The 23,864-nt window shown below is 71.4% G+C and carries 16 protein-coding genes; 6 read left to right on the top strand and 10 right to left on the bottom strand.

What is annotated here, in order from left to right:
* Positions 1-52: 52 nt before the first annotated feature.
* From OG370_RS27565 to OG370_RS27530, 8 genes are all read right to left on the bottom strand, one after another.
* Positions 53-1,693 (bottom strand): peptide ABC transporter substrate-binding protein, encoded by a 1,641-nt coding sequence (locus OG370_RS27565; RefSeq protein ID WP_328468840.1) that lies wholly within the window; start codon positions 1,691-1,693, stop codon positions 53-55.
* Positions 1,694-1,970: 277 nt separating this feature from the next.
* Positions 1,971-3,002, bottom strand: coding sequence for an ABC transporter ATP-binding protein (locus OG370_RS27560; RefSeq protein ID WP_328474454.1), 1,032 nt, complete (start codon positions 3,000-3,002; stop codon positions 1,971-1,973).
* A gap of 64 nt (positions 3,003-3,066) precedes the next feature.
* Positions 3,067-4,092, bottom strand: coding sequence for an ABC transporter ATP-binding protein (locus tag OG370_RS27555; RefSeq protein ID WP_328468838.1), 1,026 nt, complete (start codon positions 4,090-4,092; stop codon positions 3,067-3,069).
* Positions 4,093-4,103: 11 nt separating this feature from the next.
* Positions 4,104-5,036 (bottom strand): ABC transporter permease, encoded by a 933-nt coding sequence (locus OG370_RS27550; RefSeq protein ID WP_328468836.1) that lies wholly within the window; start codon positions 5,034-5,036, stop codon positions 4,104-4,106.
* Positions 5,029-5,952, bottom strand: a complete 924-nt coding sequence (locus OG370_RS27545; RefSeq protein ID WP_328468834.1) for an ABC transporter permease — start codon at positions 5,950-5,952, stop codon at positions 5,029-5,031. Before OG370_RS27545 ends, OG370_RS27550 begins: the two co-directional genes overlap by 8 nt.
* A gap of 79 nt (positions 5,953-6,031) precedes the next feature.
* The gene (locus OG370_RS27540; protein ID WP_328468832.1) at positions 6,032-7,666 is read right to left on the bottom strand and encodes a peptide ABC transporter substrate-binding protein; all 1,635 of its coding nucleotides are present in this window, start codon (positions 7,664-7,666) and stop codon (positions 6,032-6,034) included.
* A 391-nt stretch (positions 7,667-8,057) separates the two neighbouring features.
* Positions 8,058-9,923 carry a translational GTPase TypA gene (gene typA, locus OG370_RS27535; protein ID WP_328468830.1) on the bottom strand — a complete coding sequence of 622 codons (1,866 nt, stop codon included), beginning with the start codon at positions 9,921-9,923 and terminating at the stop codon, positions 8,058-8,060.
* Between the two features lie 224 nt (positions 9,924-10,147).
* The gene (locus tag OG370_RS27530; RefSeq protein WP_328468828.1) at positions 10,148-11,968 is read right to left on the bottom strand and encodes an ABC transporter family substrate-binding protein; all 1,821 of its coding nucleotides are present in this window, start codon (positions 11,966-11,968) and stop codon (positions 10,148-10,150) included.
* Between the two features lie 401 nt (positions 11,969-12,369).
* Between OG370_RS27530 and OG370_RS27525 the strand changes: the two genes are divergently transcribed.
* From OG370_RS27525 to OG370_RS27510, 4 genes are all read left to right on the top strand, one after another.
* A complete protein-coding gene (locus tag OG370_RS27525) occupies positions 12,370-12,657 on the top strand; it encodes a hypothetical protein (protein WP_328468826.1) in 288 nt (95 codons plus the stop codon).
* Between the two features lie 191 nt (positions 12,658-12,848).
* A complete protein-coding gene (locus OG370_RS27520) occupies positions 12,849-13,718 on the top strand; it encodes a hypothetical protein (RefSeq protein WP_443060754.1) in 870 nt (289 codons plus the stop codon).
* 1 nt (position 13,719) lies between these two features.
* Positions 13,720-15,639, top strand: a complete 1,920-nt coding sequence (locus OG370_RS27515) for a fumarate reductase/succinate dehydrogenase flavoprotein subunit (RefSeq protein WP_328468824.1) — start codon at positions 13,720-13,722, stop codon at positions 15,637-15,639.
* The gene (locus OG370_RS27510; RefSeq protein ID WP_328468822.1) at positions 15,636-16,409 is read left to right on the top strand and encodes a succinate dehydrogenase/fumarate reductase iron-sulfur subunit; all 774 of its coding nucleotides are present in this window, start codon (positions 15,636-15,638) and stop codon (positions 16,407-16,409) included. The genes OG370_RS27515 and OG370_RS27510 overlap by 4 nt, the downstream gene beginning before the upstream one ends.
* Before the next feature lie 53 nt (positions 16,410-16,462).
* Here OG370_RS27510 and OG370_RS27505 read toward each other — a convergent pair whose 3' ends face one another.
* Positions 16,463-18,034 carry an ABC transporter substrate-binding protein gene (locus tag OG370_RS27505; protein WP_328468820.1) on the bottom strand — a complete coding sequence of 524 codons (1,572 nt, stop codon included), beginning with the start codon at positions 18,032-18,034 and terminating at the stop codon, positions 16,463-16,465.
* The gene (locus OG370_RS27500; RefSeq protein ID WP_328468818.1) at positions 18,031-20,133 is read right to left on the bottom strand and encodes an ATP-binding protein; all 2,103 of its coding nucleotides are present in this window, start codon (positions 20,131-20,133) and stop codon (positions 18,031-18,033) included. Before OG370_RS27500 ends, OG370_RS27505 begins: the two co-directional genes overlap by 4 nt.
* 647 nt (positions 20,134-20,780) lie before the next feature.
* Between OG370_RS27500 and OG370_RS27495 the strand changes: the two genes are divergently transcribed.
* Together OG370_RS27495 and OG370_RS27490 are read left to right on the top strand one after the other, a co-directional pair.
* Positions 20,781-22,979, top strand: coding sequence for a TPM domain-containing protein (locus OG370_RS27495; protein WP_443060899.1), 2,199 nt, complete (start codon positions 20,781-20,783; stop codon positions 22,977-22,979).
* Positions 22,980-23,120: 141 nt separating this feature from the next.
* A complete protein-coding gene (locus OG370_RS27490; RefSeq protein ID WP_328468814.1) occupies positions 23,121-23,837 on the top strand; it encodes a PspA/IM30 family protein in 717 nt (238 codons plus the stop codon).
* The last annotated feature ends 27 nt before the right edge of the window (positions 23,838-23,864 follow it).

Here is a 23,864-nt window from a genome sequence, read left to right as displayed (position 1 = left end):
GGGAGTGGGCGGAGGCCGCACCGGGGCGACCCGGTGCGGCCTCCGGCCGGTCTCACTTGACCTTGATCTCGTTGTAGACCGGGACGCTGAACGGGTTGAGGAGGACGTTGCTCAGGTTCGAGGAGTAGCCCGCGCTGCCGTTCTGGTACCACAGCGGGATCGCCGGCATGTCCTTGACCAGCAGCTTCTCCGCGTCCTGGAAGGTACTGATCGCCTTGCCGGTGTCGCTGTCGGCGTTCGCCTGGTTGACCAGCTTGTCGAACTGCGGGTTGCTGTAGTGCGAGTCGTTCGACGAGGCGTTGGTGAAGTACAGCGGCTGCAGGAAGTCCTGGATCAGCGGGTAGTCCATCTGCCAGCCGGACCGGAACGGGTTGGTCATCTGCTTGTTGGTGATCTTGTTCCGGAAGTCGGCGAAGGTGCCGGTGGGCTCGCCCACGCACGCCTTGTTGTTGCCCAGCACGTTGTTGATGCTGTTGCAGACCGCGTCCACCCACTCCTTGTGCGAGCCGGTGTCGGCGTTGTAGCCGATGGTGATCTTCCCGCCGGGCAGGCCGCCGCCCTGCGCGATCAGCTGCTTGGCCTTGGTGGGGTCGTAGGTGCACTCCTGGCCGCACAGCCCGGCCTTGTAGCCGCCCGCGCTGCCGAGCACCGGCGAGGTCCAGTCGGTGGCGGGGGTGCGGGTGTTCTGGAAGATCTGCTGGGTGATCTGCTTGCGGTTGATCGCCATCGACAGGCCCTGCCGGACCATCGCGGACTTCGCCGACGACCAGCGGTTGCTGTACAGCGGGAAGGCGACGGTCTGGATGATGCCGGCCGGCTCGTTGATGTAGCGGCTGCCGAGGTCGGACTTGACGTTCTTCAGCTGCGAGGCCGGGATGTCGTCGACCAGGTCGATGTTGCCGGCCTGCAGGTCGGTGTACGCGGTGTTGTTGTCGGTGTAGACCCGCAGGTCGACGCCCTTGTTCACGGCCGCGTCCGGCCCGGTGTACCCGTCCCACTTGCGCAGGGACATCTGGGTGCCCTTGGTGTAGTTCTGGATCAGGTACGGCCCGTCGCCGATCGGCTTCTTCAGCCAGGCCGCTTGGTTGGTGAAGAACGACTGCGGCAGCGGGTAGAACGCCGCGTAGCCGAGGGTGTCCGGCCACAGCGAGAACTTCTGGTTGAGCTTCACCTTGAACTCGGTGTTCGACACCTTCGTCAGACCCGAGAGCTTGGTGGCGGTGGCCGTGGCGCCGGCGGCGTCCGGGTGCACCTTGTCGTAGCCGTCGATCTGCTCGAAGAAGAAGGCGTTGAGCTGGGCGTTCTTCAGCAGCGCGCCGTAGTTCCAGGCGTTGATGAAGGAGTCGGCGGTGACCGGGGTGCCGTCGGAGAACTTGAAGCCCGGCTTGATCTTGATGTCGAAGTTCTGCGCGTCGGTGCTGGTGATCGACGAGGCGATCAGGTTCTCGGCCTTCGCCGTCTTCGGGTTGTACTTCTTCAGGCCGCGGAAGACCATGTCGAGCACCTTGCCGCCCTGCACCTCATTGGTGTCGGCCGGCTCCAGCGGGTTCTGCGGGTCTCCCCAGGAGGCGCGGACGATTCCGTTGCTGCTGCCGCCGCTGCTGCCGCCGCTGCTCCCGCCGCCGCAGGCCGTGGCGGCCAGCGCGACCGCCAGCACGCCCACCGCACACCTCACGCGTGTGGCTCCGCGCATCGAACGCCTCCTCCTGGGTCACAAATGGCATGTGAGTACTCATGACACCCCAATACGGACACGACCGCACTTCTTCGCTCCCGTGTCGTGGGCCCAAAGTGCGGGTCAGGAGGTGGCCGGGTGGCGGAAGTTCACCCGGTTGGCCGCGCCCGCGCGGTCGCGGAACCCGTGCACGCCGAAGCGCCCCGGCCCGCGGCAAGGCGGACCGGGGCGCTCCCGGGTGTTATACGACGGCGGCTCGCGCAGCGGGCCGGCGCCGGCTGTGTGCGACGGTGCGTCAGGCGGCGTCGGCGGACGCGCTGCCGACCACATCCTTCTCCGCCGCGAAGTGGCACGCCGACTCGTGCGCGGCCGGGCTGTCGGAGCCCGCGAAGACCTCCGGCACCGCGAGCAGCGGCGTCTCCTGCGCGCACCGCTCCTCCGCCTTCCAGCAGCGGGTGCGGAAGCGGCAGCCGGACGGCGGGTTGGCGGGCGAGGGCACGTCGCCGGAGAGGATGATCCGCTCCCGGTGCTCGCGCGCCTTCGGGTCCGGCACCGGCACCGCGGACAGCAGCGCCTGCGTGTAGGGGTGGGTCGGGTGCTCGTAGATCTCGGTGTCGGTGCCGATCTCCGCCATCCGCCCCAGGTACATCACGCCGACCCGGTCGGAGATGTGCCGCACGATCGACAGGTCGTGCGCGATGAAGATGTAGGACAGGCCGAACTCGTCCTGCAGCTTCGCCATCAGGTTGATCACCTGCGCCTGCACCGAGACGTCCAGCGCGGAGACCGGCTCGTCGCAGATGATGATCTCCGGGTTGAGGGCCAGGCCGCGGGCGATGCCGATCCGCTGCCGCTGGCCGCCGGAGAACTGGTGCGGGTAGCGGTTGATGTACTCGGGGTTGAGGCCGACCACGTCCAGCAGTTCCTGCACCCGGCGCCGCCGGTCGCCCTTCGGCGCCACCTCGGGGTGGATGTCGAAGGGCTCGCCGATGATGTCGCCGACCGTCATCCGCGGGTTCAGCGAGGTGTAGGGGTCCTGGAACACCATCTGGATGTTACGGCGCACCGCCTTCAGCGCCCGGCCCGAGAGCCGGGTGATGTCCTCGCCCTTGTAGAACACCTCGCCGGAGGTGGCCCGCTCCAGGTTCATCAGCAGCTTGGCCACGGTGGACTTGCCGCAGCCGGACTCGCCGACGATGCCGAGCGTCTCCCCCGCGTACAGGTCGAAGGAGATGCCGTCGACGGCCTTGACCGCGCCGATCTCCTTCTTGAAGAGGATGCCCTGCGTCAGCGGGAAGTGCTTGACCAGGTTGCGGACCCGGAGGATGGGCTCGCGGACGGCGGGCTCGCCGGCGGCGGGCTCACGAGAGGTGCGCTCACGGGAAGTGGGCTCAGTCACCGATCGTCTCCTTCCAGAAGTGGCAGGCGCTGCCCCGCTCGGCGCCGACGGTGTGCAGCGTCGGCACCTCGGTACGGCACACGTCCTGCGCGATCGGGCAGCGCGGGTGGAACGCGCAGCCACCGGGGATACGGGTCAGGTTGGGCGGCAGGCCCTTGATCGCGTACAGCTCCTGGCCCTTCTGGTCCAGCCGCGGGATCGACTGGAGCAGGCCCTTGGTGTACGGATGCGCGGGCGCCCCGTAGATGTCGTGCACCGGCGAGCTCTCCACGATCCGCCCCGCGTACATCACCGCGATCTTGTCGGCGACGTCCGCGACCACCCCCAGGTCGTGGGTGATCAGGATCAGGCCCATGTTGTACTCGCGCTGCAACTCCGCGAGCAGGTCCATCACCTGCGCCTGCACCGTGACGTCCAGCGCCGTGGTCGGCTCGTCCGCGATGATCAGGTCCGGCTCCAGGGCCAGCGCCATCGCGATCATGATCCGCTGGCGCATACCGCCGGAGAACTGGTGCGGGTAGTCGCCGATCCGGTCCTTCGCGGCCGGGATGCGCACCCGGTCCATCAGCTCGATCGCCTTGGCCCTGGCCTGCTTGCGGGACATCCCCTGGTGCACCCGGAACATCTCGCCGAGCTGGTAGCCCACGCTGAGCACCGGGTTGAGGGAGGACAGCGCGTCCTGGAAGATCATCGCGATCTTCCGGCCGCGTATCCGGCGCCGCTGCTCGGCGGACATCTTCAGCATGTCCTGGCCCTGGAAGAGGATCTCGCCGTGCGTGATCCGGCCGGGCGGCATGTCGAGGATGCCCATGATGGTCTGCGCGGTGACCGACTTGCCGGAGCCGGACTCACCGAGCACCGCCAGCGTCTCACCGGCGTTCACCGAGTAGTCGACGCCGTTGACGGCGCGGGCCACCCCGTCACGGGTGTGGAACTCCACGTGCAGGTCGCGTACTTCCAGCAGCGGAGTGGTGGACGCGGGCGCCGCGGCGCCCGCCCTCTCGTCGGTGACAGTCAACGTGACGCCTCCTAGCGCAGCTTGGGGTCGAGGGCGTCGCGGACCGCGTCGCCGAGCATGATGAACGCCAGCACGGTGATGCTGAGCGCGCCCGCCGGCCACAGCAGCATGTGCGGCGCGTTGCGGATCTCGCTGGACGCCTGGGAGATGTCGATGCCCCACGAGACGGCCGGCGGCTTGAGGCCGACGCCGAGGAAGGACAGCGTCGCCTCCAGCGAGATGAACGTGCCCAGCGCGATGGTGGCCACCACGATGATCGGGGCGAGCGCGTTGGGCGCGATGTGCCGCAGCAGCATCCGGGTGTTGCTCGCGCCGAGCGCGCGGGCCGCCTGCACGTAGTCCTGCTGCTTGGCGGTGATCACCGCGCCGCGCGCGATACGCGCGATCTGCGGCCAGCCCAGCAGCACGATGAAGATCGACACGGTGGTGACGGTGCCGCCCTTGACCACGGAGAGGAACACCACGCCGCCGAGCAGGATCGGGATGCCGAAGAAGACGTCGCTGATCCGGGAGAGGATCGCGTCCCACCAGCCGCCGAAGAACCCGGCGAGGCCGCCGAGCAGCGAGCCGAGCACCGCCACCCCGAGGGTGGAGAAGATGCCGACCGACACCGACGCGCGGGCACCGTACACCGTGCGGGTGTAGACGTCGCACCCCTGGGTGTCGAAGCCGAACGGGTGCCCGGAGGTGGCCCCCATCTGGGACTTGGCCAGGTCGCAGGAGAGCGGGTTGCCGCTCGCGAGCACGCCCGGCCACAGCGAGATGAAGATCAGGAAGAGGATCAGCAGGCCCGATATGTAGAACATCGGCTTGCGGCTGAGGTCGTGCAACGCGTCGGACCGCAGGCTGCGGGCCTTCTCGCGCTCCTTGCCCTGATCGGAGGGCTTCTGGGGGGTGGTGGCGACGCCGTTGACCACCGAGTGGCTGTCGGTCATCTCAGACATACCGAATCCTCGGGTCCAGGACCGCGTAGAGCAGGTCGACGAGCAGGTTGGCGGCGAGGAAGACGATCACCAGGATGGTGACGAAGCCGACCACCGTCGGTGGGTTCTGCCGCAGGATGCCCTGGTAGAGCTGGTAGCCGACGCCGTGGATGTTGAAGATCCGCTCGGTGACCACCGCGCCGCCCATCAGGGCGCCGAGGTCGGTACCGAGGAAGGTGACCACGGGTATCAGCGAGTTGCGCAACAGGTGCACGGTGACCACGCGCCGCCGGGGCAGGCCCTTGGCGACGGCGGTACGCACGTAGTCGGCGCGGGAGTTCTCCGCGACCGAGGTGCGGGTCAGCCGGGCCACGTACGCCAGCGAGACGCCGGCCAGCACCAGGCCCGGCATGATCAGGTCGCCGATCGGGGCGCCCTCGGCGACCGCGGGGTTGGCCACGTGCCACTTCACACCGAAGAAGTACTGGAGCAGGTAGCCGGTCACGAAGGTGGGGACCGCCACCACGACCAGGGTGAACGCCAGCACGCCGGAGTCGGCGAACCGGCCGCGCCGCAGGCCCGCGACGAGGCCCAGGCCGACACCGACCACCGCCTCGATCGCGAAGGCGACCAGGGTCAGCCGGATGGTGACCGGGAAGGCGGTACCCATCAGCTCGGTGACCGGCTGGCCGCTGGCCGAGGTGCCGAAGTCACCGGTGAAGATCTGCTTCATGTAGTGGATGTACTGGGCCGGTAGTGAGTGGTCCAGGTACATCGCGTGCCTGATCTGCGCCGCGGTGGCCGGGTCGGGCGCTTTGTCGCCGAACATGGCCGCCACGGGGTCGCCGAGGGCGTAGACCATGACGAAGATCAGAAACGTCGTGCCGATGAAGACCGGCACCATCTGGAGCAGTCGCCTGATGACGTAGCGCCCCATGTGTCCTCCATGGATCGGACCAGACGGTGGTGCCGCGCCCGCCCCGGGGTCGCCGGGGCGGGCGCGGCACGGCATCAGGTCAGCTGTTGACCGTGATGTCCGTGTAGACGGGGTAGCTGAACGCGTTCTCGGTCACGTTGGACACGCGCTTGGACCAGCCCGCCTCGCCGTTCTGGTACCAGAGCGGGATCACCGGCATGTCCGTGAAGAGCAGCTTCTCGGCCTGCTGGTAGAGCTCGGTCGCCTTGGTGGTGTCCGGCTCGGCGTTCGCCTGCTTGATCAGCGCGTCGAACTTCGGGTTGCTGTAGTGCGAGTCGTTCGAGCTGCCACCGGTCGCGTACAGCGGCGTCAGGAAGTCGTCGATCAGCGGGTAGTCCATCTGCCAGCCCGACCGGAACGGGTTGGTCATCTCACCCTTGGTGATCTGGTTCCGGAAGTCGGCGAAGGTGCCGGTGGGGGCACCCACGCACGCCTTGTTGTCGCCCAGCACGTTGTTGATGCTGTTGCAGACCGCGTCCACCCACTGCTTGTGGGAGCCGGAGTCGGCGTTGTAGCCGATCGTCATGTGGCCGCCGGGGATGCCGCCGCCCGCCTTGATCAGCTCGCGCGCCTTGGCCGGGTTGTACGTCACCGCGTCGCCCGCGATGGTGGCGCTGTAGCCGCCGGCCGCGCCCAGCACCGGCGAGGTGAGGTCGCCGGCCGGGGTGCGGGTGCCCTGGAAGATCTTCTGGGTGATGGTCTTGCGGTCGATCGCCATCGACAGGCCGAGCCGGACCTTGTCCATGCCGGGCGCGTTCCACGCCTTCTGGTTCAGCGGGAACGACACGGTCTGGATGATGCCGGCCGGCTGGTTGAGGTAGCGGCCGTCCAGGTCGGACTTGGCGTGCGTGAGCTGCTCGGCCGGGATGTCGTCCAGCACGTCCAGGTTGCCGGCCTGCAGGTCGGCGTAGGCGGTGTTGGAGTCGGTGTAGACCTTGAGCAGCACGCCCTTGTTCTTCGGCTTGCTCGGCCCGGTGTAGTACGGGTTCGGGACCAGCTTCATGCTGGAGCCCTTGGTGTAGGACTCGACCTTGTACGGGCCGTCACCGACCGGCTTGTTGAGGTAGCCGGCGTGGTCGGTGAAGAACGACTTCGGCAGCGGCGCGAACGCCTTGTAGCCGAGCCGGTCCGGCCAGGTGGAGAACTTCTGGGTGAGCTTGACGGTGAAGGTGCTGCTGTCCACGACCTTCAGGCCGGACATGGTCTTCGCCGTCGGCGCGCCGCTGTCCGGGTGCACCTTGTCGTAGCCCTCGATGTCCTCGAAGAAGTACGCGTTGAGCTGCTTGTTGGTGAGCAGCGCGCCGTAGTTCCACGCGTCCACGAAGGAGCTGGCGGTGACCGGGGTGCCGTCGGAGAACTTCAGACCCGGCTTGAGCTTGACGGTGAAGTTCTGCTGGTCGGTCGTGTCGATCGACTGGGCCGCCTCGAGGTTGGCCTTGCCGGTCTTCGGGTCGTACTCCTTGAGGTCCATGAAGATCATGTCCAGGACCTTGCCGCCCTGCACCTCGTTGGTGTTCGCGGGCTCGAGCGGGTTCTGGGGGTCACCCCACCAGGCCCTGACGATCCCGTCGTTCGAGCCGCCGGCCTTGTCCGAGCTTCCGGAACCGCAGGCGGTCGCGGCCAGCGCGACTACCGCCGCTCCTACGACCCACTTGGCGCTCTTGGCACCGCGCATGGGTATGCCTCCTCAGGAGTCACTGTCGATACATGTGTCGATGTGTGAGAAGGCCGAGCGCCCCCTGACACCCCTGACAGCGACTGCGACCTTCTGTGCTCGTGAGTCGGCGCGGCAGTGGCTGCGCGTGACCCATTGACCCGAGCTCAACCTGATCCACTATCCGCTACGGAAGGGGGCTGCCGTGCAGCCGTGATCACGCCCAGGTCACGAGGGCACGCCTACACCGTCCTGAAATCCGGACAATCCGGAACGTATACAGACACGCACAAATCGGAAATGTGATCTAACTAACGACCACTTGTGTCCGATAAACGGACGGCGGACAAACGGCGCAGGTCATGCCGAAGGGGCGCTGGACGTGACTCCCAGCGCCCCTTCGGTGACAGATCTAGCGCTTGGCGCGAGCGGCCGCGCGGCCGCGCTCCTTCTGGTCGAGGACGACCTTGCGGATGCGGACCGTCTCCGGAGTGACCTCGATGCACTCGTCGTCGCGGCAGAACTCCAGCGACTGCTCCAGCGACAGCTTCCGCGGCGGCACGATCGACTCGGTGACGTCCGCGGTGGAAGACCGCATGTTGGTGAGCTTCTTCTCCTTGGTGATGTTCACGTCCATGTCGTCGGAGCGCGAGTTCTCACCGACGATCATGCCCTCGTAGACCTCCGTGGTCGGCTCGCAGAACAGCACGCCGCGCTCCTGGAGGTTGGTCATCGCGAACGGCGTCACGACGCCGGCCCGGTCCGCGACGAGCGAGCCGTTGTTGCGGGTGCGCAGCTCGCCGAACCACGGCTCGTGGCCCTCGAAGATGGAGTGCGCGATGCCCGTGCCGCGGGTCTGGGTGAGGAACTCCGTCCGGAATCCGATCAGGCCGCGGGACGGCACGATCCACTCCATCCGAATCCAGCCCGACCCGTGGTTGGTCATGGTCTCCATCCGGCCCTTGCGAGAGGCCATCAGCTGGGTGATCGCGCCCAGGTGCTCCTCCGGCGAGTCGATGGTCATCCGCTCGATCGGCTCGTGCACCTTGCCGTTGATCTCCCGGGTGACCACCTCGGGCTTGCCGACGGTCAGCTCGAAGCCCTCCCGGCGCATCGTCTCCACCAGGATCGCCAGCGCCAGCTCGCCGCGGCCCTGCACCTCCCAGGTGTCCGGGCGCTCGGTCGGCAGCACCCGCAGCGACACGTTGCCGACCAGCTCGCGCTCCAGCCGGTCCTTCACCAGGCGCGCGGTCACCTTGTGGCCCTTGCCGCCCTTGCCGACCAGCGGCGAGGTGTTGGTGCCGATCGTCATCGAGATGGCCGGCTCGTCCACCGTGATCAGCGGCAGCGCGATCGGGTTCTCCGGGTCGGCCAGCGTCTCGCCGATCATGATGTCCGGGATGCCGGCCACCGCGCAGATGTCACCGGGACCGGCGGACTCCGCGGGCTTGCGGGTCAGCGCCTCGGTCATCATCAGCTCGGTGATGCGCACGTTGGAGATGGTGCCGTCGCGCTTGATCCACGCGACCGTCTGACCCTTCTTCAGGTGCCCCTCCTCGACCCGCAGCAGCGCGATACGGCCGAGGAAGTTGTCCGCGTCGAGGTTGGTGACGTGCGCCTGCAGCGGCGCCTGCTCGTCGTACGTCGGCGCGGGGACGGTGGACAGGATGGTGGAGAAGAACGGCTCCAGGCTGTCGCTGTCGGCCGGCACCGTGCCGTTGTCCGGCTTGGTGAGCGAGGCGATGCCGTCACGCGCGCAGGCGTAGACGATCGGGAACTCGATCTGGTCCTCGTCCGCGTCCAGGTCCAGGAACAGGTCGTACGTCTCGTTGACGACCTCGTCGATCCGGGAGTCGGGGCGGTCGGTCTTGTTGATGCACAGGATCACCGGCAGCCGGGCGGACAGCGCCTTGCGCAGCACGAAGCGGGTCTGCGGCAGCGGGCCCTCGGAGGCGTCGACCAGCAGCACCACCGCGTCCACCATGGACAGGCCGCGCTCGACCTCACCGCCGAAGTCGGCGTGGCCGGGGGTGTCGATGATGTTGATCGTGACCGGGTCGCCACCGTCCTTCGGGTGGTACCGGACGGCGGTGTTCTTCGCGAGAATGGTGATGCCCTTCTCGCGCTCCAGGTCGTTGGAGTCCATCATCCGGTCGTCCAGATGCTGGTGCGCGGCGAACGCCCCGGCCTGCTTCAGCATGGCGTCCACCAGGGTCGTCTTCCCGTGGTCGACGTGGGCGACGATGGCGACGTTACGGATGTCGTGGCGCGTGGACATGAATGCGGCGCTTCTCCCGGAATCGTGGATGGCGTCGCGCCTTCTCCTTCGACGCGAATCGCCCGCCGGGCAGGGTCACGCCACGGCCTCACCCCATGGTACGGGGAGCTACGAGGTGCGTTGACGACCGCGGCTCCCTCCGGGGCGGGATCGGAGGGAGCCGCGGTCGTCGAGGGGCACGGGGAACGGGACGGGCACCCCGGTGGCCCGGGGCGCCGCAGCCGCTACTTCCGGAACCCGATGTTCTGGTAGCTGGGGGTCTGGAACCCGAAGGCCCCGGCGTTCGCCACGTTCGTCCTGAGCGCGACCACCTCGGGGCGCTGGTAGAGCGGGATCGACGCGGCCGCCGCCCAGATCCGCTCGTCCGCCTGGTTCGTGAGGCTGCGGGCCTGCCCGGAGTCGAGCTCGGAGCCGGCCCGGGCCATGAGCTGGTCGATCTGGTCGGTGCCGACCCGCGTGTAGTTCTCGGCGACGGCGAGCGACCCGTCGGGCGCGGGCACCGGCTTGGCGAAGATCGGCGTGTCATCGGTGGCCGGGAACGCGGTGCCGGGCCAGGAGTACAGCGCCAGGTCGAAGTCCCCGGACGCGATGTGGTCCTGGAAGAAGCTGTCGTCGTCCACCTTGCTGATCTCCGTGCGGATGCCGATCTGCGACAGCATCCGGGCGATCTGCCCGCCCACGTCGTCGAGCGTCGGCGAGTCGGCCGGCAGGACGAACCGCATGGTCAGCCCCTTGCCGTCCTTCGTCACCGCCCGCGCCGGCTCCACCACGGTCAGCGCCCCGGACGCGGAGGTGCGGCCCGAGCCCGCGGCCGGCCCGGCGGCCTTGTCACCGGTCTTGCCGGCGGCCGGCCGTTGCCAGCCCGCGTCGGCCAGCAGCGCCGCGGCCTGCTGGGCGTCCGCGGTGCCCAGCGCCGAGCTGTGGTCGCTGTACCCGGCCTGCGAGGGCAGCACCAGGTGGTTGCCGAGCGGCTCCGCGGGCAGTCCGAGCGGCTTGAGCACGGTCGCGGCGATCTTCTTCCGGTCGATCGCGCGGGCCACCGCGTGCCGGATACGCTCGTCCGCGAGCGGACCGGAGCTGCCGTTGAGCGCGAGCTGCGCGTACGCGTCGTCCGGGGCGGTGCGCACCCCGACACCCTTGGTGCCCTTGGCCGCCTTCAGCTCGCCCGGGTCGATCTCGGCCACGTCCAGCTTGCCCGCGGCCAGCTCCGCCGGGCGCTTGTCGCGCGGCGTCGCGGTCAGCACGATCTGGTCGAGCTTGGCCCGGCCGCCCCACCAGTGGGTGTTGCGGGCGAGGGTGACGGTGCCGGCCTCGGCGTCCTCCGCTTTGACCGTGAACGGGCCGGCGGACACCGCCAGCGCGGTGCGCACCCCGTCGTTGAAGGCGTCCGCGCTGCCGGTCACCGTCTTCGGGTACAGCGGCGCGAAGAGCGAGCGCCAGTCCGCGTAGGGAGTGGCGAAGGTGACCGTGACCTGGTGGGCGCCGGCGCCGGGGGCGATCGCCGAGATCCGGTCGTAGCCGGCGTTGCGGGCGGTCCAGAACGAGGTGTTCTTGCCGCCGAGCGCCTTCCACTGCGAGGTGAAGTCGGCCGCGCCGATCGCCCGGCCGTCGCTCCACTTCGCCTTCGGGTTGAGGTCGTAGGTGACGACCTGGCGCGGGTCCTGGGCGGTGACCTTCGCCGCGGTCACGTAGTCCCGGTCGAGCCGGGGGGCGCCGTGGGCGTCCAGCCGGAACATCGCCGGCAGCGTCGCGCCGGTGACGGTGGCGGTGCCGGCGTCCGCGTCGGCCTGGAAGGCGTTGAGGGTCTTCGGCATCTCGTCGACGGCCCAGGTGAGGGAGCCGCCGTCGCGCACCCCGGCGCGGGAGACCGCGGCCACATCGGTGCCGGCGGTGCCGGCCGCCTTGGTCCCGGACGAGGAGCAGGCGGTCAGCGCGGTGGCGCCGACCGTCAGCGCCAGGGCGACACATGCCGTGGTCGACACGGCACGACGGCGCCGTTCCGGGGCGGCCGGCGGTACGGCGGTCGGTTTCGCGCTGCGGTTCATGGGCTCGGACACCTCCGCGGCCCGGCCGGCGCCGCTCTGGGGCGCACGACCGGGACGTCATCGATCGGCCTGAAGCACGGGGACGGGGAGAGTGAGGGCCCGGCCCTCACTGCAAGAAGACCTGTGCCCCTTTCGACCCGTGACACGACGCACCTGCGCCCGGGGTCCACCCGGACGGCTCAGAAACCGCCGCCGACCGCCGTACGCACCAGGTCGACCGCCGGTCGCGTCACCGTCGCATCACCTGTCACGCCGTCGGCCGCGCCACCGGCCGCCCGGCGGTGTCCCGCCCCGGGCCGCACACGGTCGGTGCAGCGGTCTTCACAAGAGCAGGTGTGACACGCGACACTCTCAAGCGCTGCTTCCCCACTTCGCACGGCGACAGATGGCGAGGGCGCTCCATGTCCCTGCACGACGACCTGACTTCGGTCCAGCGGCGGCTGGACGACCTGATGCGCTGCGTGGCGCGGCTGGACGAGCACGCCGGCGACACCCTGGACATGCGCCGGGTGCGTGCGACCGCGGACCATCTGCGGGACAGCCTGGCCCTGCTGCAGGAGTCGGTGCCCGCCGCCGCGGACCGCCGCACCCTGGAGATCGTCTCGATCCCGGACGCGCCGTACGACCGCGGGCTGTGGGCGGACGCCGAGGACGAGGGGCTCGGCTCTCCCTACCGGCACGCGCCCTGACCCCTTCCGCCGGCCGCGAGTCCGTACGGACGGCCGGCCGCGGCCGCTCCCCCGGGCCGCCGACGAATCCCCCTCTCCCCTCCCCGGGCGGCCCCGGCGCATGACGCCGGCGACCGCTCCCGCGGCCTTCCCGGCCCCGGCCCGCCGCCTCGCGGCGGGTGCGCCCCTTGCCATCCCCCGCGGAGTCACCTTTGTCCACCGGAACCACCCCGAGCACCCCACCGAGCACCTCGCCGTCCCCGCCGCCTGCGGCCGCCCCCGCGCGGATCGCCCACGGCGTCGGCAGCCCCGGCCGCGCGGCGATATCCGCGCCACACCTGAGAACGGACCGATGGTGGCTGCCGCCCCTGGTCAGCGCGCTCGGCCTGGCCGCGTTCATCGGCTACTCGACCTGGCGGGCGTTCGCGAACAGCCACTACTACGCCGCGCCGTACGTGTCGCCGTTCTACTCGCCGTGCCTCGCCTCGAACTGCACGGACATGAACGGCGGCGCCGACTGGCACCTGTTCGGGAACTGGTGGGGCCTGTCGCCCGCCCTGTTGGTGCTGATCTTCCCGCTGGGCTTCCGGCTGACCTGCTACTACTACCGCAAGACGTACTACCGGTCGTTCTGGCTCTCCCCACCGGCCTGCGCGGTGGCCGAACCGCACACGTCGTACAGCGGCGAGACCCGGCTGCCGCTGATCCTGCAGAACGTCCACCGCTACTTCTTCTACCTGGCCGTGGTGGTCGCGGGCATCCTCACCTACGACACGGTGCTCGCCTTCCGCGACCGGCACGGCAACTGGGGCCACGCCGGGCTCGGCACCCTCGTGCTGCTGGTGAACGTCGGCCTGATCTGGGCGTACACCCTCTCCTGCCACTCCTGCCGGCACATCATCGGCGGCAAGCTGCGGCACTTCTCCGCCCACCCGGTGCGCTACCGGCTGTGGGGATGGGTGGGAGTGCTCAACGGCCGCCACATGCTGCTCGCCTGGTCCTCGCTGATCAGCGTCGGTGTCGCGGACCTGTACGTGTACCTGGTGTCCAGCGGCGTATTCGACGATCCGAGGTTCTTCTGAGATGACGAATGTGGAACGGCACGCGTACGACGTGGTCGTGGTCGGCGCGGGCGGCGCGGGGCTGCGCGCCGCGATCGAGGCACGGGAGCAGGGACTGCGGACCGCGGTGATCTGCAAGTCCCTGTTCGGCAAGGCGCACACGGTGATGGCCGAGGGCGGCATCGCGGCGAGCATGGGCAACGTCAACTCCGGCGACAACTGGCAGGTGCACTTCCGCGACACCATGCGCGGCGGGAAGTTCCTCAACCACTGGCGGATGGCCGAGCTGCACGCCAAGGAGGCCCCGGACCGGGTATGGGAACTGGAGACCTGGGGCGCGCTGTTCGACCGCACCGCGGACGGGAAGATCTCGCAGCGCAACTTCGGCGGCCACGAGTACCCGCGGCTGGCGCACGTCGGCGACCGTACCGGCCTGGAACTGATCCGCACCCTCCAGCAGAAGATCGTCTCGCTCCAGCAGGAGGACCACGCCGAGAGCGGCGACTACGAGTCCCGGCTGAAGGTCTTCCAGGAGTGCACGGTCACCCGCGTGCTGAAGGGCCCCGGCGGCGAGGTCGCCGGGGTCTTCGGGTACGTCCGCGAGTCGGGCCGGCTGTTCGTGATCGACGCGCCCGCGGTGGTGCTGGCCACCGGCGGCATCGGCAAGTCGTTCAAGGTCACCTCCAACTCCTGGGAGTACACCGGCGACGGGCACGCGCTGGCGCTGCTGGCCGGGGCGCCGCTGATCAACATGGAGTTCATCCAGTTCCACCCGACCGGGATGGTCTGGCCGCCGTCGGTGAAGGGCATCCTCGTCACCGAGTCGGTGCGCGGCGACGGCGGGGTGCTGCGCAACAGCGAGGGCAAGCGGTTCATGTTCGGCTACGTACCGGACGTGTTCAAGGAGAAGTACGCGCAGAGCGAGGAGGAGGCCGACGGCTGGTACACCGACCCGGACCACCACCGCAGACCGCCGGAGCTGCTGCCGCGCGACGAGGTGGCCCGGGCGATCAACTCCGAGGTGAAGGCCGGCCGCGGCTCCCCGCACGGCGGGGTGTTCCTGGACGTGTCCACCCGGCTCACCCCCGAGGAGATCACCCGCCGGCTGCCGTCGATGCACCACCAGTTCAAGGAGCTGGCCGACGTCGACATCACCGCGGAGGCGATGGAGGTCGGGCCGACCTGCCACTACATGATGGGCGGGGTCGACGTGGACCCGGACACCGCGGCCGCGGCCGGGGTGCCGGGGCTGTTCGCGGCCGGCGAGGTGGCCGGCGGGATGCACGGCTCCAACCGGCTGGGCGGCAACTCCCTGTCCGACCTGCTGGTCTTCGGCCGCCGCGCCGGGCTGCACGCGGCGCGGTACGCGGCCGGCCTCGGCGACGGCCGCCCGGTCGCGGACGGCGCACAGATCGACGAGGCCGCGGCGGAGGCGCTGCGGCCGTTCGAGGCCGCGGGCGCGGCGGGGAGCGGGGCCGAAGCCGGCCCCGTGGAGAACCCGTACACCCTGCACCAGGAGTTGCAGCAGGTGATGAACGACCTGGTCGGAATCATCCGGCGGGCCCCGGAGATGGAGCAGGCACTCTCCCGGCTGGCGGTGCTGCGCGAACGGGCGGCGCGGGCCGGGGTGGAGGGGCACCGGCAGTTCAACCCGGGCTGGCACCTGGCGATCGACCTGCGCAACATGCTGCTGGTCAGCGAGTGCGTGGCGCGGGCGGCGCTGGAGCGTACCGAGAGCCGCGGCGGCCACACCCGCGACGACCATCCGGAGATGGACCGCACCTGGCGCAAGGTCAACCTGGTGTGCGAGCTGTCGGACGCGGCCGGCGGCGCGGTGGACCTGCGCCGCCGCCCGACCAGCCCGATCCGGCCCGACCTGCTCGACCTGTTCGAACGGGACGAGCTGCTGAAGTACCTGACGGACGAGGAGTTGGACGCGTGAGCGCTTACACGGCCCGGTTCCGGGTGTGGCGGGGCGACGCCGAGGGCGGCGGGCTGCGGGACTACGACGTCGAGGTGAACGACGGCGAGGTGGTGCTCGACATCATCCACCGGCTCCAGGCCACCCAGGCGACCGACCTCGCGGTGCGCTGGAACTGCAAGGCGGGCAAGTGCGGTTCGTGCAGCGCGGAGGTCAACGGGCGGCCCCGGCTGATGTGCATGACCCGGATGTCGGTCTTCGCGCGGGACGAGACGGTGACGGTCACCCCGCTGCGGGCCTTCCCGGTCGTCCGCGACCTGGTCACCGACGTGTCCTTCAACTACGCCAAGGCCCGCGAGATACCCGCGTTCGTGCCGCCGAAGGGCGTGGCGGCCGGCGAGTACCGGATGGCGCAGGTCGACGTGGAGCGCTCGCAGGAATTCCGCAAGTGCATCGAGTGCTTCCTGTGCCAGGACACCTGCCATGTGGTGCGCGACCACGAGGAGAACAAGAGCGCGTTCGCCGGGCCGCGGTTCCTGATGCGGGTCGCCGAGCTGGACATGCACCCGCTGGACGCCGCCGCCGCGGACGGCGGCCCGACCCGGGCGGAGTCCGCGCAGGACGACCACGGCCTGGGCTACTGCAACATCACCAAGTGCTGCACGGAGGTCTGCCCCGAGCACATCCACATCACCGACAACGCGCTGATCCCTTTGAAGGAACGTGCCGTCGACCGCAAGTACGACCCACTGGTGTGGCTCGGCGCGAAGATCCGCCGGCGCGGCCAGTAGGCCGGCTCACGGCACGGCCGCGCCACCCTAACGGTCGCTCCCACTGCGGGAGTTCATCCGACGGGTGGCGCGGCCGCCGGCCACGCCACCTCCAGCACCCGCGGGTTGCCGTCCCGGCCCAGCCGCAGGATCGGGCTGGCCTTGCCGACCGGATTGCTGCCGGTCCGGCTGGTCTGGTAGTTCGCGGTGAACCGGATCGGGCCGCTCGCGCCGAGCACCTGGTGCGCGCCCTGGAGCGCGCCGAGTTCGCCCGCCACCGCGTCGGCGCGCGGCTGCCGCTGCTCGGTCAGCCGCACCGCGGACACCCCGGTCAGCGTCGCGTCGTACGCCGTCATGGTGTTGCCGTCGGTCAACGTGCCGCCGGGGAAGAGCCGTTGGAAGGTCTGGTCGAAGGCGCGGAAGCCACGGGCGCCGTCCTGCTCGTCCCGCGCCGCCGCGGGGTCGTGGGCCGACGTCCACTCGTCGGGGTGCGCGACGCCCGCGTATTCCACCGTGACATGGCCGTTCAGGTCGCGCCGGAACTGCGGGGTGACCGCCAGGTTCGACATGTCGTCGCCGCTGACGATCTCGATCGACTTGTCCAGGCAGGTGCTGGCGAAGGCGTGCACCAGCACCCCGACGTCCTGGCCGCGCCCGGCGAAGAGCACCACCGCGGGCTGCTGGGCGCAGATGTCCAGCGCCATCTGGCTGATCCGGGTGGAGACCTCCTGCTCGGCCTCGGCCTGTTCGGACTCCGACGTGGCCCGGTCGCGCTTGGTCGTGTCGAACGGCTCCACGTCCACGATCCGGTGGTGCGGTATCGCGGCGAACTTCCGGAAGCCGCTGACCAGCGTGGCGTCGTAGCTGTCGCCCGCGTTGCCGTCCTCGACCAGCACCGCGCGGGTGTAGTCCGCCTGCACGTAGGACAGCGCGGCGGCCATGTTGTCCTGGTTGCTCGGGGCGACCCGGACGAAGTTCTTGATGTCGCTGAAGCTGTCGGCGGTGATGCTGGAGCCGACCACCGGGATGTTCCGGGCGGTCAGTTCGCGCACCGCGCTGCGGGTGCCGTCCAGGCTCAGGCCGAGCCCGGTCACGGCCGCCACGTGCTGGGCGGTGGCGTGCTCGATCGCGGAGGTGGCCGCCTTCCACTGGTTGGCCTGGTAGCCGTCGCTGCCGATCAGTAGCTGGATGTACGGCGCGACGCCCTCGACGTTCTGCCGGTTGGCGTAGTACTGCGCGGTGTAGGCGCCGCGCACCTGCTCGACGACGGCGGACATCGCCATGATGCTGCCGCTGTGCGCGGAGATCGGCAGCAGCACCACCACGCTGACGTAGTCCTTCGGGTGTTCGCGGGTGACGTCCCGGTTCTCCTTCCGGATCGCCTGCTCGACGCCTTTCAACCGCGGGTCGAACGGGTACGAGCCGTCGGTGATGCCGACGCACTCGCCGTTCGCGCCGTGCTCGGTGACGGCGGTCGCGCCGCCGCGCATACACGGCTGGTTCCTGATCCGGTCGACCAGCGCGAACACGCCGAACATTCCCGCGACGAGACCCGTGACGACCGCCGCCACCACGCCGATCCGCATCGGGCGGGGCAGGTTTCCGTACCACTGTTCGGGGACTCGGAGCATGCGCGGCACTCTCATCGATCCCACTCCTCCTCGATGAGGTGGTATTTTCCGGATTCCTGGAACAGCGCCTCGTTGCCGCCGCAGATCGCGGCGAGGTTTCCGTACTCGGCGGAGATCAGCCCGGCCAGGTGGTGGCGCGGGTCGAACGACCGGTCGCCGTAGAGCCATCGCGCGGTCACCAGGCGGCTGATGGTCCGGTTGCGGTCGCGCGGGTCGGGCCGCCCGGCGAGCGCGGTGACGAAGGTGCGCGGATCGCCCTCCGTACGCAGCCGGTTGGGGGCCGCGGCCACCTGGCGCAGGATCACCTGCCAGCTCTCGGGCGACGCGCAGCGGTCGTACTCCCGCTCCAGGTACCCGGCGACCGCGGTCAGCGGCTCCCGGCGGGACGGGGTGGCCTGCGCGAGCAGGTGGTGGTGGCGCAGCGGCGCGTCGTGGGCGCCGGAGTAGTGGGCGGCGTAGCCCTGGTGGGCGCCGTCCCACACCTCGGGGAGCGCGGCGAGCCGGCGGTGCAGCAGCAGGGCGGCCAGCGGGTGCAGCCGGGCGGCGGGTCCGACGGGCGCGTCCGGCGCGCCGTCCGGGTCCGGTTCGGCCGCGCCGTCGAGCGGGTCGGGCACCTCCGCCAGCCACAGCGCCGCGCCGAGCCGGCGGCGGGCGGTGGCGGCGTCGAACCGGGTCCAGCCCAGGAAGTGCAGCGCCGCGGTGCCGGCGCCCAGCCGCAGACCGGGGGTGAGCGCGAGCACCGCCATGGTGTCCAGCAGCGAGCCGCCGTCGGGGCCGATGCCGCCGTCCGGCCCGTCGACGTGGTCGTCGGCGAGGATGCGGCGCAGCAGGTAGGCGGCCACGGTCGGAGCTCCGGTGGCCCCGTCCTCCGTCCCCTCCGCCGACCCGGGCGGGGTGGGGCGGGCCGGCGCGGTCCAGTGGTCGGGCAGGTACTCGGCGGCGGGCAGCGGCCGGTCCAGCAGCCGGCGCGGGTCGTCCCCGGCCGCCTCGGGCCGGGCCAGCAGGTGGGCGAGCCGATCGACCGCCTCGGGGTGGCCGTCGGTCAGGTCGCTCAGGTGGCTCGCGTCGCGCTTCTGGCTGCCCAGCACGCCGCTGCCGCACATCACCACCACGTCCTCGCGGCCGAGGCCGGTGAGCCGGATCGGGTACCACCACACCGGGTGGTCCGCGCCCGCGGGCGCGGCGGGGTGCCGGACGGCGAAGCTCAGCCGGTCGTCGGTCGAGGCGAGCGGCGCCATCGCGGTGTGCGCGCGGCCCCGTCGGGCGGCCACCACCAGCGCGGGGTCGGGCCGCTCGCGGGCCCGGTGGCTCTCGCGGCGGCACTCGGCGAGCAGTTCCAGGAACAGCTCGCCGGCCCGGCTGCCGGCGTTGTCCAGTATCAGCAGGCAGTTGGCGGGCCGCTGGCCGCGCAGCGAGCGCCGGTTGAAGTCCGTGCGCAGGTCGGCCAGCAGGGCGGCGCACACCGTCTTCAGCGCGGTGCGGGCCGCGTCCGGCGCGTCGCTGCGCCCGTGGTGGCGGCGGTGGATCTCCCACAGCCGGTCCTCCGCGCTGCCGACGCCGGGGGCGTGGTCCTTCAGCCAGCTCCTGGCCTCGGCGTCGCCGCGCCGGCGCCGGCCGACCGCGGACAGCAGCAGGCCCAGCGCCCTGGCCGTGGCCGACAGCAGCACCTGCTGGTCGGCGGGGAGCAGCGGCGCGGCCCGGGCCGCGAGGCCGTCGAGCGCGGCGTGCGCGGCGGCGTCCTGCGGGCCGGCCCGCAGATACGCCTCGAACGCGGCCCGGCCGCCGCCGGCGTCCACGAAACTCAGTGCCTTGAAGAGCATCCGGGTGCGGCAGAAGCGGATCGGGCGGATGCCCGGGACCCGGCGGCCCCAGCCCTGGATCGCGGCCAGCACGATGTCCTCGACCGCCTCGGCCCGGCCCAGGTCGAGCCGGACGCTCAGGCAGCGCCCGCTGAAGTCCGTCCACAGCCGGTCCAGCAGCACCGAGCCGCCGCTGCCGCGCGGGCCGACCAGCAGCACGATCGGCAGCGGCCGGGCGGGGACGCCCGAGCGTCTCAGCGCGTCCCCGGTGAACTCCACCACCCGCACGCGGCCGTACAGCCTGCCGTCCGTCATGTCCCATGTCTCCCGCCGTCAGGACCGGCACCGCGCCGGACCCGCCCCCATCGGACGCACCGGATGCACCGGGGCGCCCTGGTCCACCGAGTCGCCGGGTCGCCCAGGCCCCCGGAAATTCGGTGCCAATGATGCTCCGGGCATCCGGTCCGCCGGAATATCCGGCGCCTTCCGGGGCACCATTGGCACCGAATTACGGAATGGCTCGGGATTCCCCGGGTGCTCCCGGCGAATCCCGCGGAATCCCGGGCACCCGTGCCCCGGCGAACCAGGGGGAATCCCGGGTCGCCCGGTGCGGAATCCACGCGGGCGCGCGCGTTTCCGTCCCGGACGGGAATCTTCCTCCGGGGCCCGGAGGAAATCCCCCATCGATGGAATAGGGAGAGTAGACCGGCCCGAACGGGACCCGTCCCGAAAACCGGAAACCCTCCCACTTTCGGGGAATTTCCGCTAGGGCGTGTCCCGCGGCACGGGCGGGGCACGGTATCGGGCTCGGGACGGCTCCCCGGTCGCGCGACGCATAAGCCGCACATACGCTCCCGAAAAGAGCCACGCGGTGGGCCGTGGCGCGGACAGCGGGAGGCAACGCGGTGCGCCACAAACGTAAGTCGTCGGCCGCCGCGCTGGTGGCGCTGGCCGCACTGGCGATGGGCGCGGGGCTGCCGCTGCGGGCGGTCGCGGACGCCCCGATACCCCTGGCCAGGACCGGCCAGGTCACCGACAGGGTGGGCGCGCTGCAGGGCCGGACCGCGGAGGTGCAGGCCGCGCTGAACCAGCTCTACGACCGGCAGAAGCTCCAGCTCTTCGCGGTCTACGTCAACGGCTTCTCCGGCGCTTCCCCGCAGGACTGGGCGAACGCGACCGCGGTGAAGAACGGCCTGGGCCGCAGGGACGTCCTGCTGGCGGTGGCCACCCACGACCGCCAGTACGCGGTGTCGGCGGACCAGGAGTCGGGGCTCACCCAGCGGCAGATCGACGAGGTCGGCGACCAGGCGATCGAGCCCGCGCTGCGGCACGACGACTGGGCGGGCGCGGCGGTCGGCGCGGCGACCGGCTACGACGCGGTGCTCGACGGCCACCCGGTGACCGCCCCGGCCATCACCCCGGGCGCGGCGGACCCGGGCGGGGCTGGCAGCCGCTCGTCCGGCTCGGTGTGGATTCCGGTGGTCGCGCTGGGCGCGGCGCTGCTGCTGGGCATCTGGGCGTACCGCAGGCGGGCCGCCCACCAGCGCCCGGTGCGGACGTCGGCGGGGCAGGGCGCGAGCGAGTGGCGGACGCGGCCGAAGCAGCCGGTGCCGGTCACGCCGCTGCCGGAGCTGGACGCGCAGACGCGCGAGCTGCTGGTGGCCACGGACGACGCGGTGCGCACCAGCCAGGAGGACGTGGGGTTCGCGGCGGCGCAGTTCGGCGAGGACGCCGCGCAGCCGTTCGGCGAGGCGGTGGAGTACGCCAAGGGCGAGCTGACCGCGGCGTTCCGGCTGCGGCAGAAGCTCGACGACGCCTACCCCGAGGACGACGAGACCCGGCGGCAGATGCTCGACGAGATCCTGTCGCGCTGTACCCAGGCGAACCGGCGGCTGGACGCGGAGTCGGAGGCGTTCGACCGGCTGCGCGCGATGGAGGCCAACGCCCCGCAGGTGCTGGCGCGGGCCGAGGAGAAGGCGGCGGCGCTGCCGGCCAGGATCGACGCCGCGGCGGCCGCGCTCGGCCCGCTGGCGCAGCGGTACGCCGACTCGGCGCTGGAACCGGTGGCCGGCTACCCGGCCGAGGCCCGCGACCGGCTCGGCTTCGCCCGGACCAGCCTGGAGCAGGCGCACACCGCGATCGGCTCCGACCACGGCCGGGCCGCGGTCTTCGTCCGCGCCGCCGAGGGCGCCCTGGACCAGGCCACCATGCTCGCGGACTCCGTCACCCGAAGGGAGCAGGAGCTGCACGCGGCCGACACGAAGCTGGCCGAGGCTCTCGCCGAGACCGAGGCCGACCTCGCCGAGGCCCGCGCGATCCTGGGCGCGGGCCCGGCCCCGGGCGGCAGCACGCAGCCGCCGGCGGGCCCGTACGGGAACGGCCCCGGCAGCGGCCCGACCACCTCGGGTACGGGCGCCGCCGACTGGCTGAACGGTCCGGCGGGCGGCGATCATGAGGGCGCGGGCGGCGGACCGGCGCCGGCGTATCCCTCCGGGCCCGCGCACGCGGAACTGCGCGGGCGGGTGGCGCGGGCGGAGAGCGTGCTCTCGGCGGTGCGTACGGAGCTGGCGGCCGGGCGGCCGGACCCGATCGCGGCGCTGCGGCGGGTCGAGGAGGCGGACGCCGCGCTCGACGGGGCCCTGGCGGGGGCCCGGGAGCAGGAGGCCGGGCAGCGCCGGGCCTCGGCGCTGCTGGAGCAGGCGCTGCTGGCGGCGCGCAGCGAGGTCGCGGCGGCCCGGGACGTGGTCACCACGCACCGCGGCGCGATCGGCAGCCAGGCCAGGACCCGGCTGACCGAGGCCGAGCGCCGGCTGCGGCGGGCGGAGGCGCTGGCGGCGAGGGAGCCGCAGGAGGCGCTGGAACACGCCCGCGAGGCGGACCGGCTGGCCCGCGAGGCCCAGACCTACGCGCAGGAGGACGTCACCGGCTTCGGCGGGCGGCGAGGGCGCGGCGGTCACGGCGGCGCCGGCGGCATGGGCGGGGTGGGCGGCGCCGTGCTCGGCGGCATCCTGCTCGGCGACCTGCTCGGCGGCGGCCGGACCCGCGGCTTCGGCATGGGCGGCTACGGCGGGTACGGCGGCGGGATAGGGGGCGGCGCAGGCCCCGGCAGCTTCGGCGGCGGCGGGACCCGCGGCCGGATGGGCGGCGGCGGGCGCTTCTAGGGCCGGCCGGCCGACGGGCCCGGTCCGCCGGCCCCCGCTCCCGCCGCACGCACGGCACGCACGGCACACCCCGCATCCGCGGGACCTCGCGGACGCGGGACCCCGAAGACCGAAGGACCCCAGGTCAGTCAAGGAGTAGCCATGACGAAGCAGACGATCCTCGGCCGGGTGGCGCAGCTCGCCAAGGCGAACATCAACGCGCTCCTCGACCAGGCCGAGGACCCGCAGAAGATGATCGACCAGCTCATCCGGGAGTACACCGAGAACATCAAGGAGGCCGAGGACGCCGTCGCCGGCACCATCGGCAACCTGCGGATGATGGAGCAGGACCACGCCGAGGACGTGTCCGCCGCGGCGGAGTGGGGCGGCAAGGCGGCCGCGGCCAGCCGCAAGGCGGACGAGCTGCGGGCGGCGGGCGGCGGCGGGGAGGCCGACCGGTTCGACAACCTCGCCAAGGTGGCGCTCGGCCGCCAGCTCCAGTCCGAGAAGGAGGCGCGGACCGCGGAGCCGGTGATCGCCTCGCAGAACGAGGTGGTGGACCAGCTCCGCGGCGGCCTCGACGACATGAGGGAGCGGCTGCGGCAGTTGCAGGCCAAGCGGGACGAACTGGTCGCCCGCTCCCGTACCGCGCACGCGCGGAACACCATGATGGACGCGGTCAAGAGCGTCGACGTCCTCGACCCGACGAGCGAGTTGGGCCGCTTCGAGGACAAGGTGCGGCGCGAGGAGGCCCGGGCGCAGGGCCGTCAGGAGCTGGCCGCCTCCTCGCTGGACGCCCAGTTCGAGTCCCTGGACGCGGCGGGCGACAGCGCGGAGATCGACGCCCGCCTGGCCCGGCTGAAGTCCGGCGCGGCCTGACGGCGCGGCGCCGGACAGCGCCGTACA

The sequence above is a fragment of the Streptomyces sp. NBC_00448 genome, from assembly GCF_036014115.1.
Taxonomy (GTDB): Bacteria; Actinomycetota; Actinomycetes; order Streptomycetales; family Streptomycetaceae; genus Actinacidiphila.
Note: the sequence above shows the minus strand (reverse complement) of the source record. Positions and strands in the feature narration are given on the sequence as shown.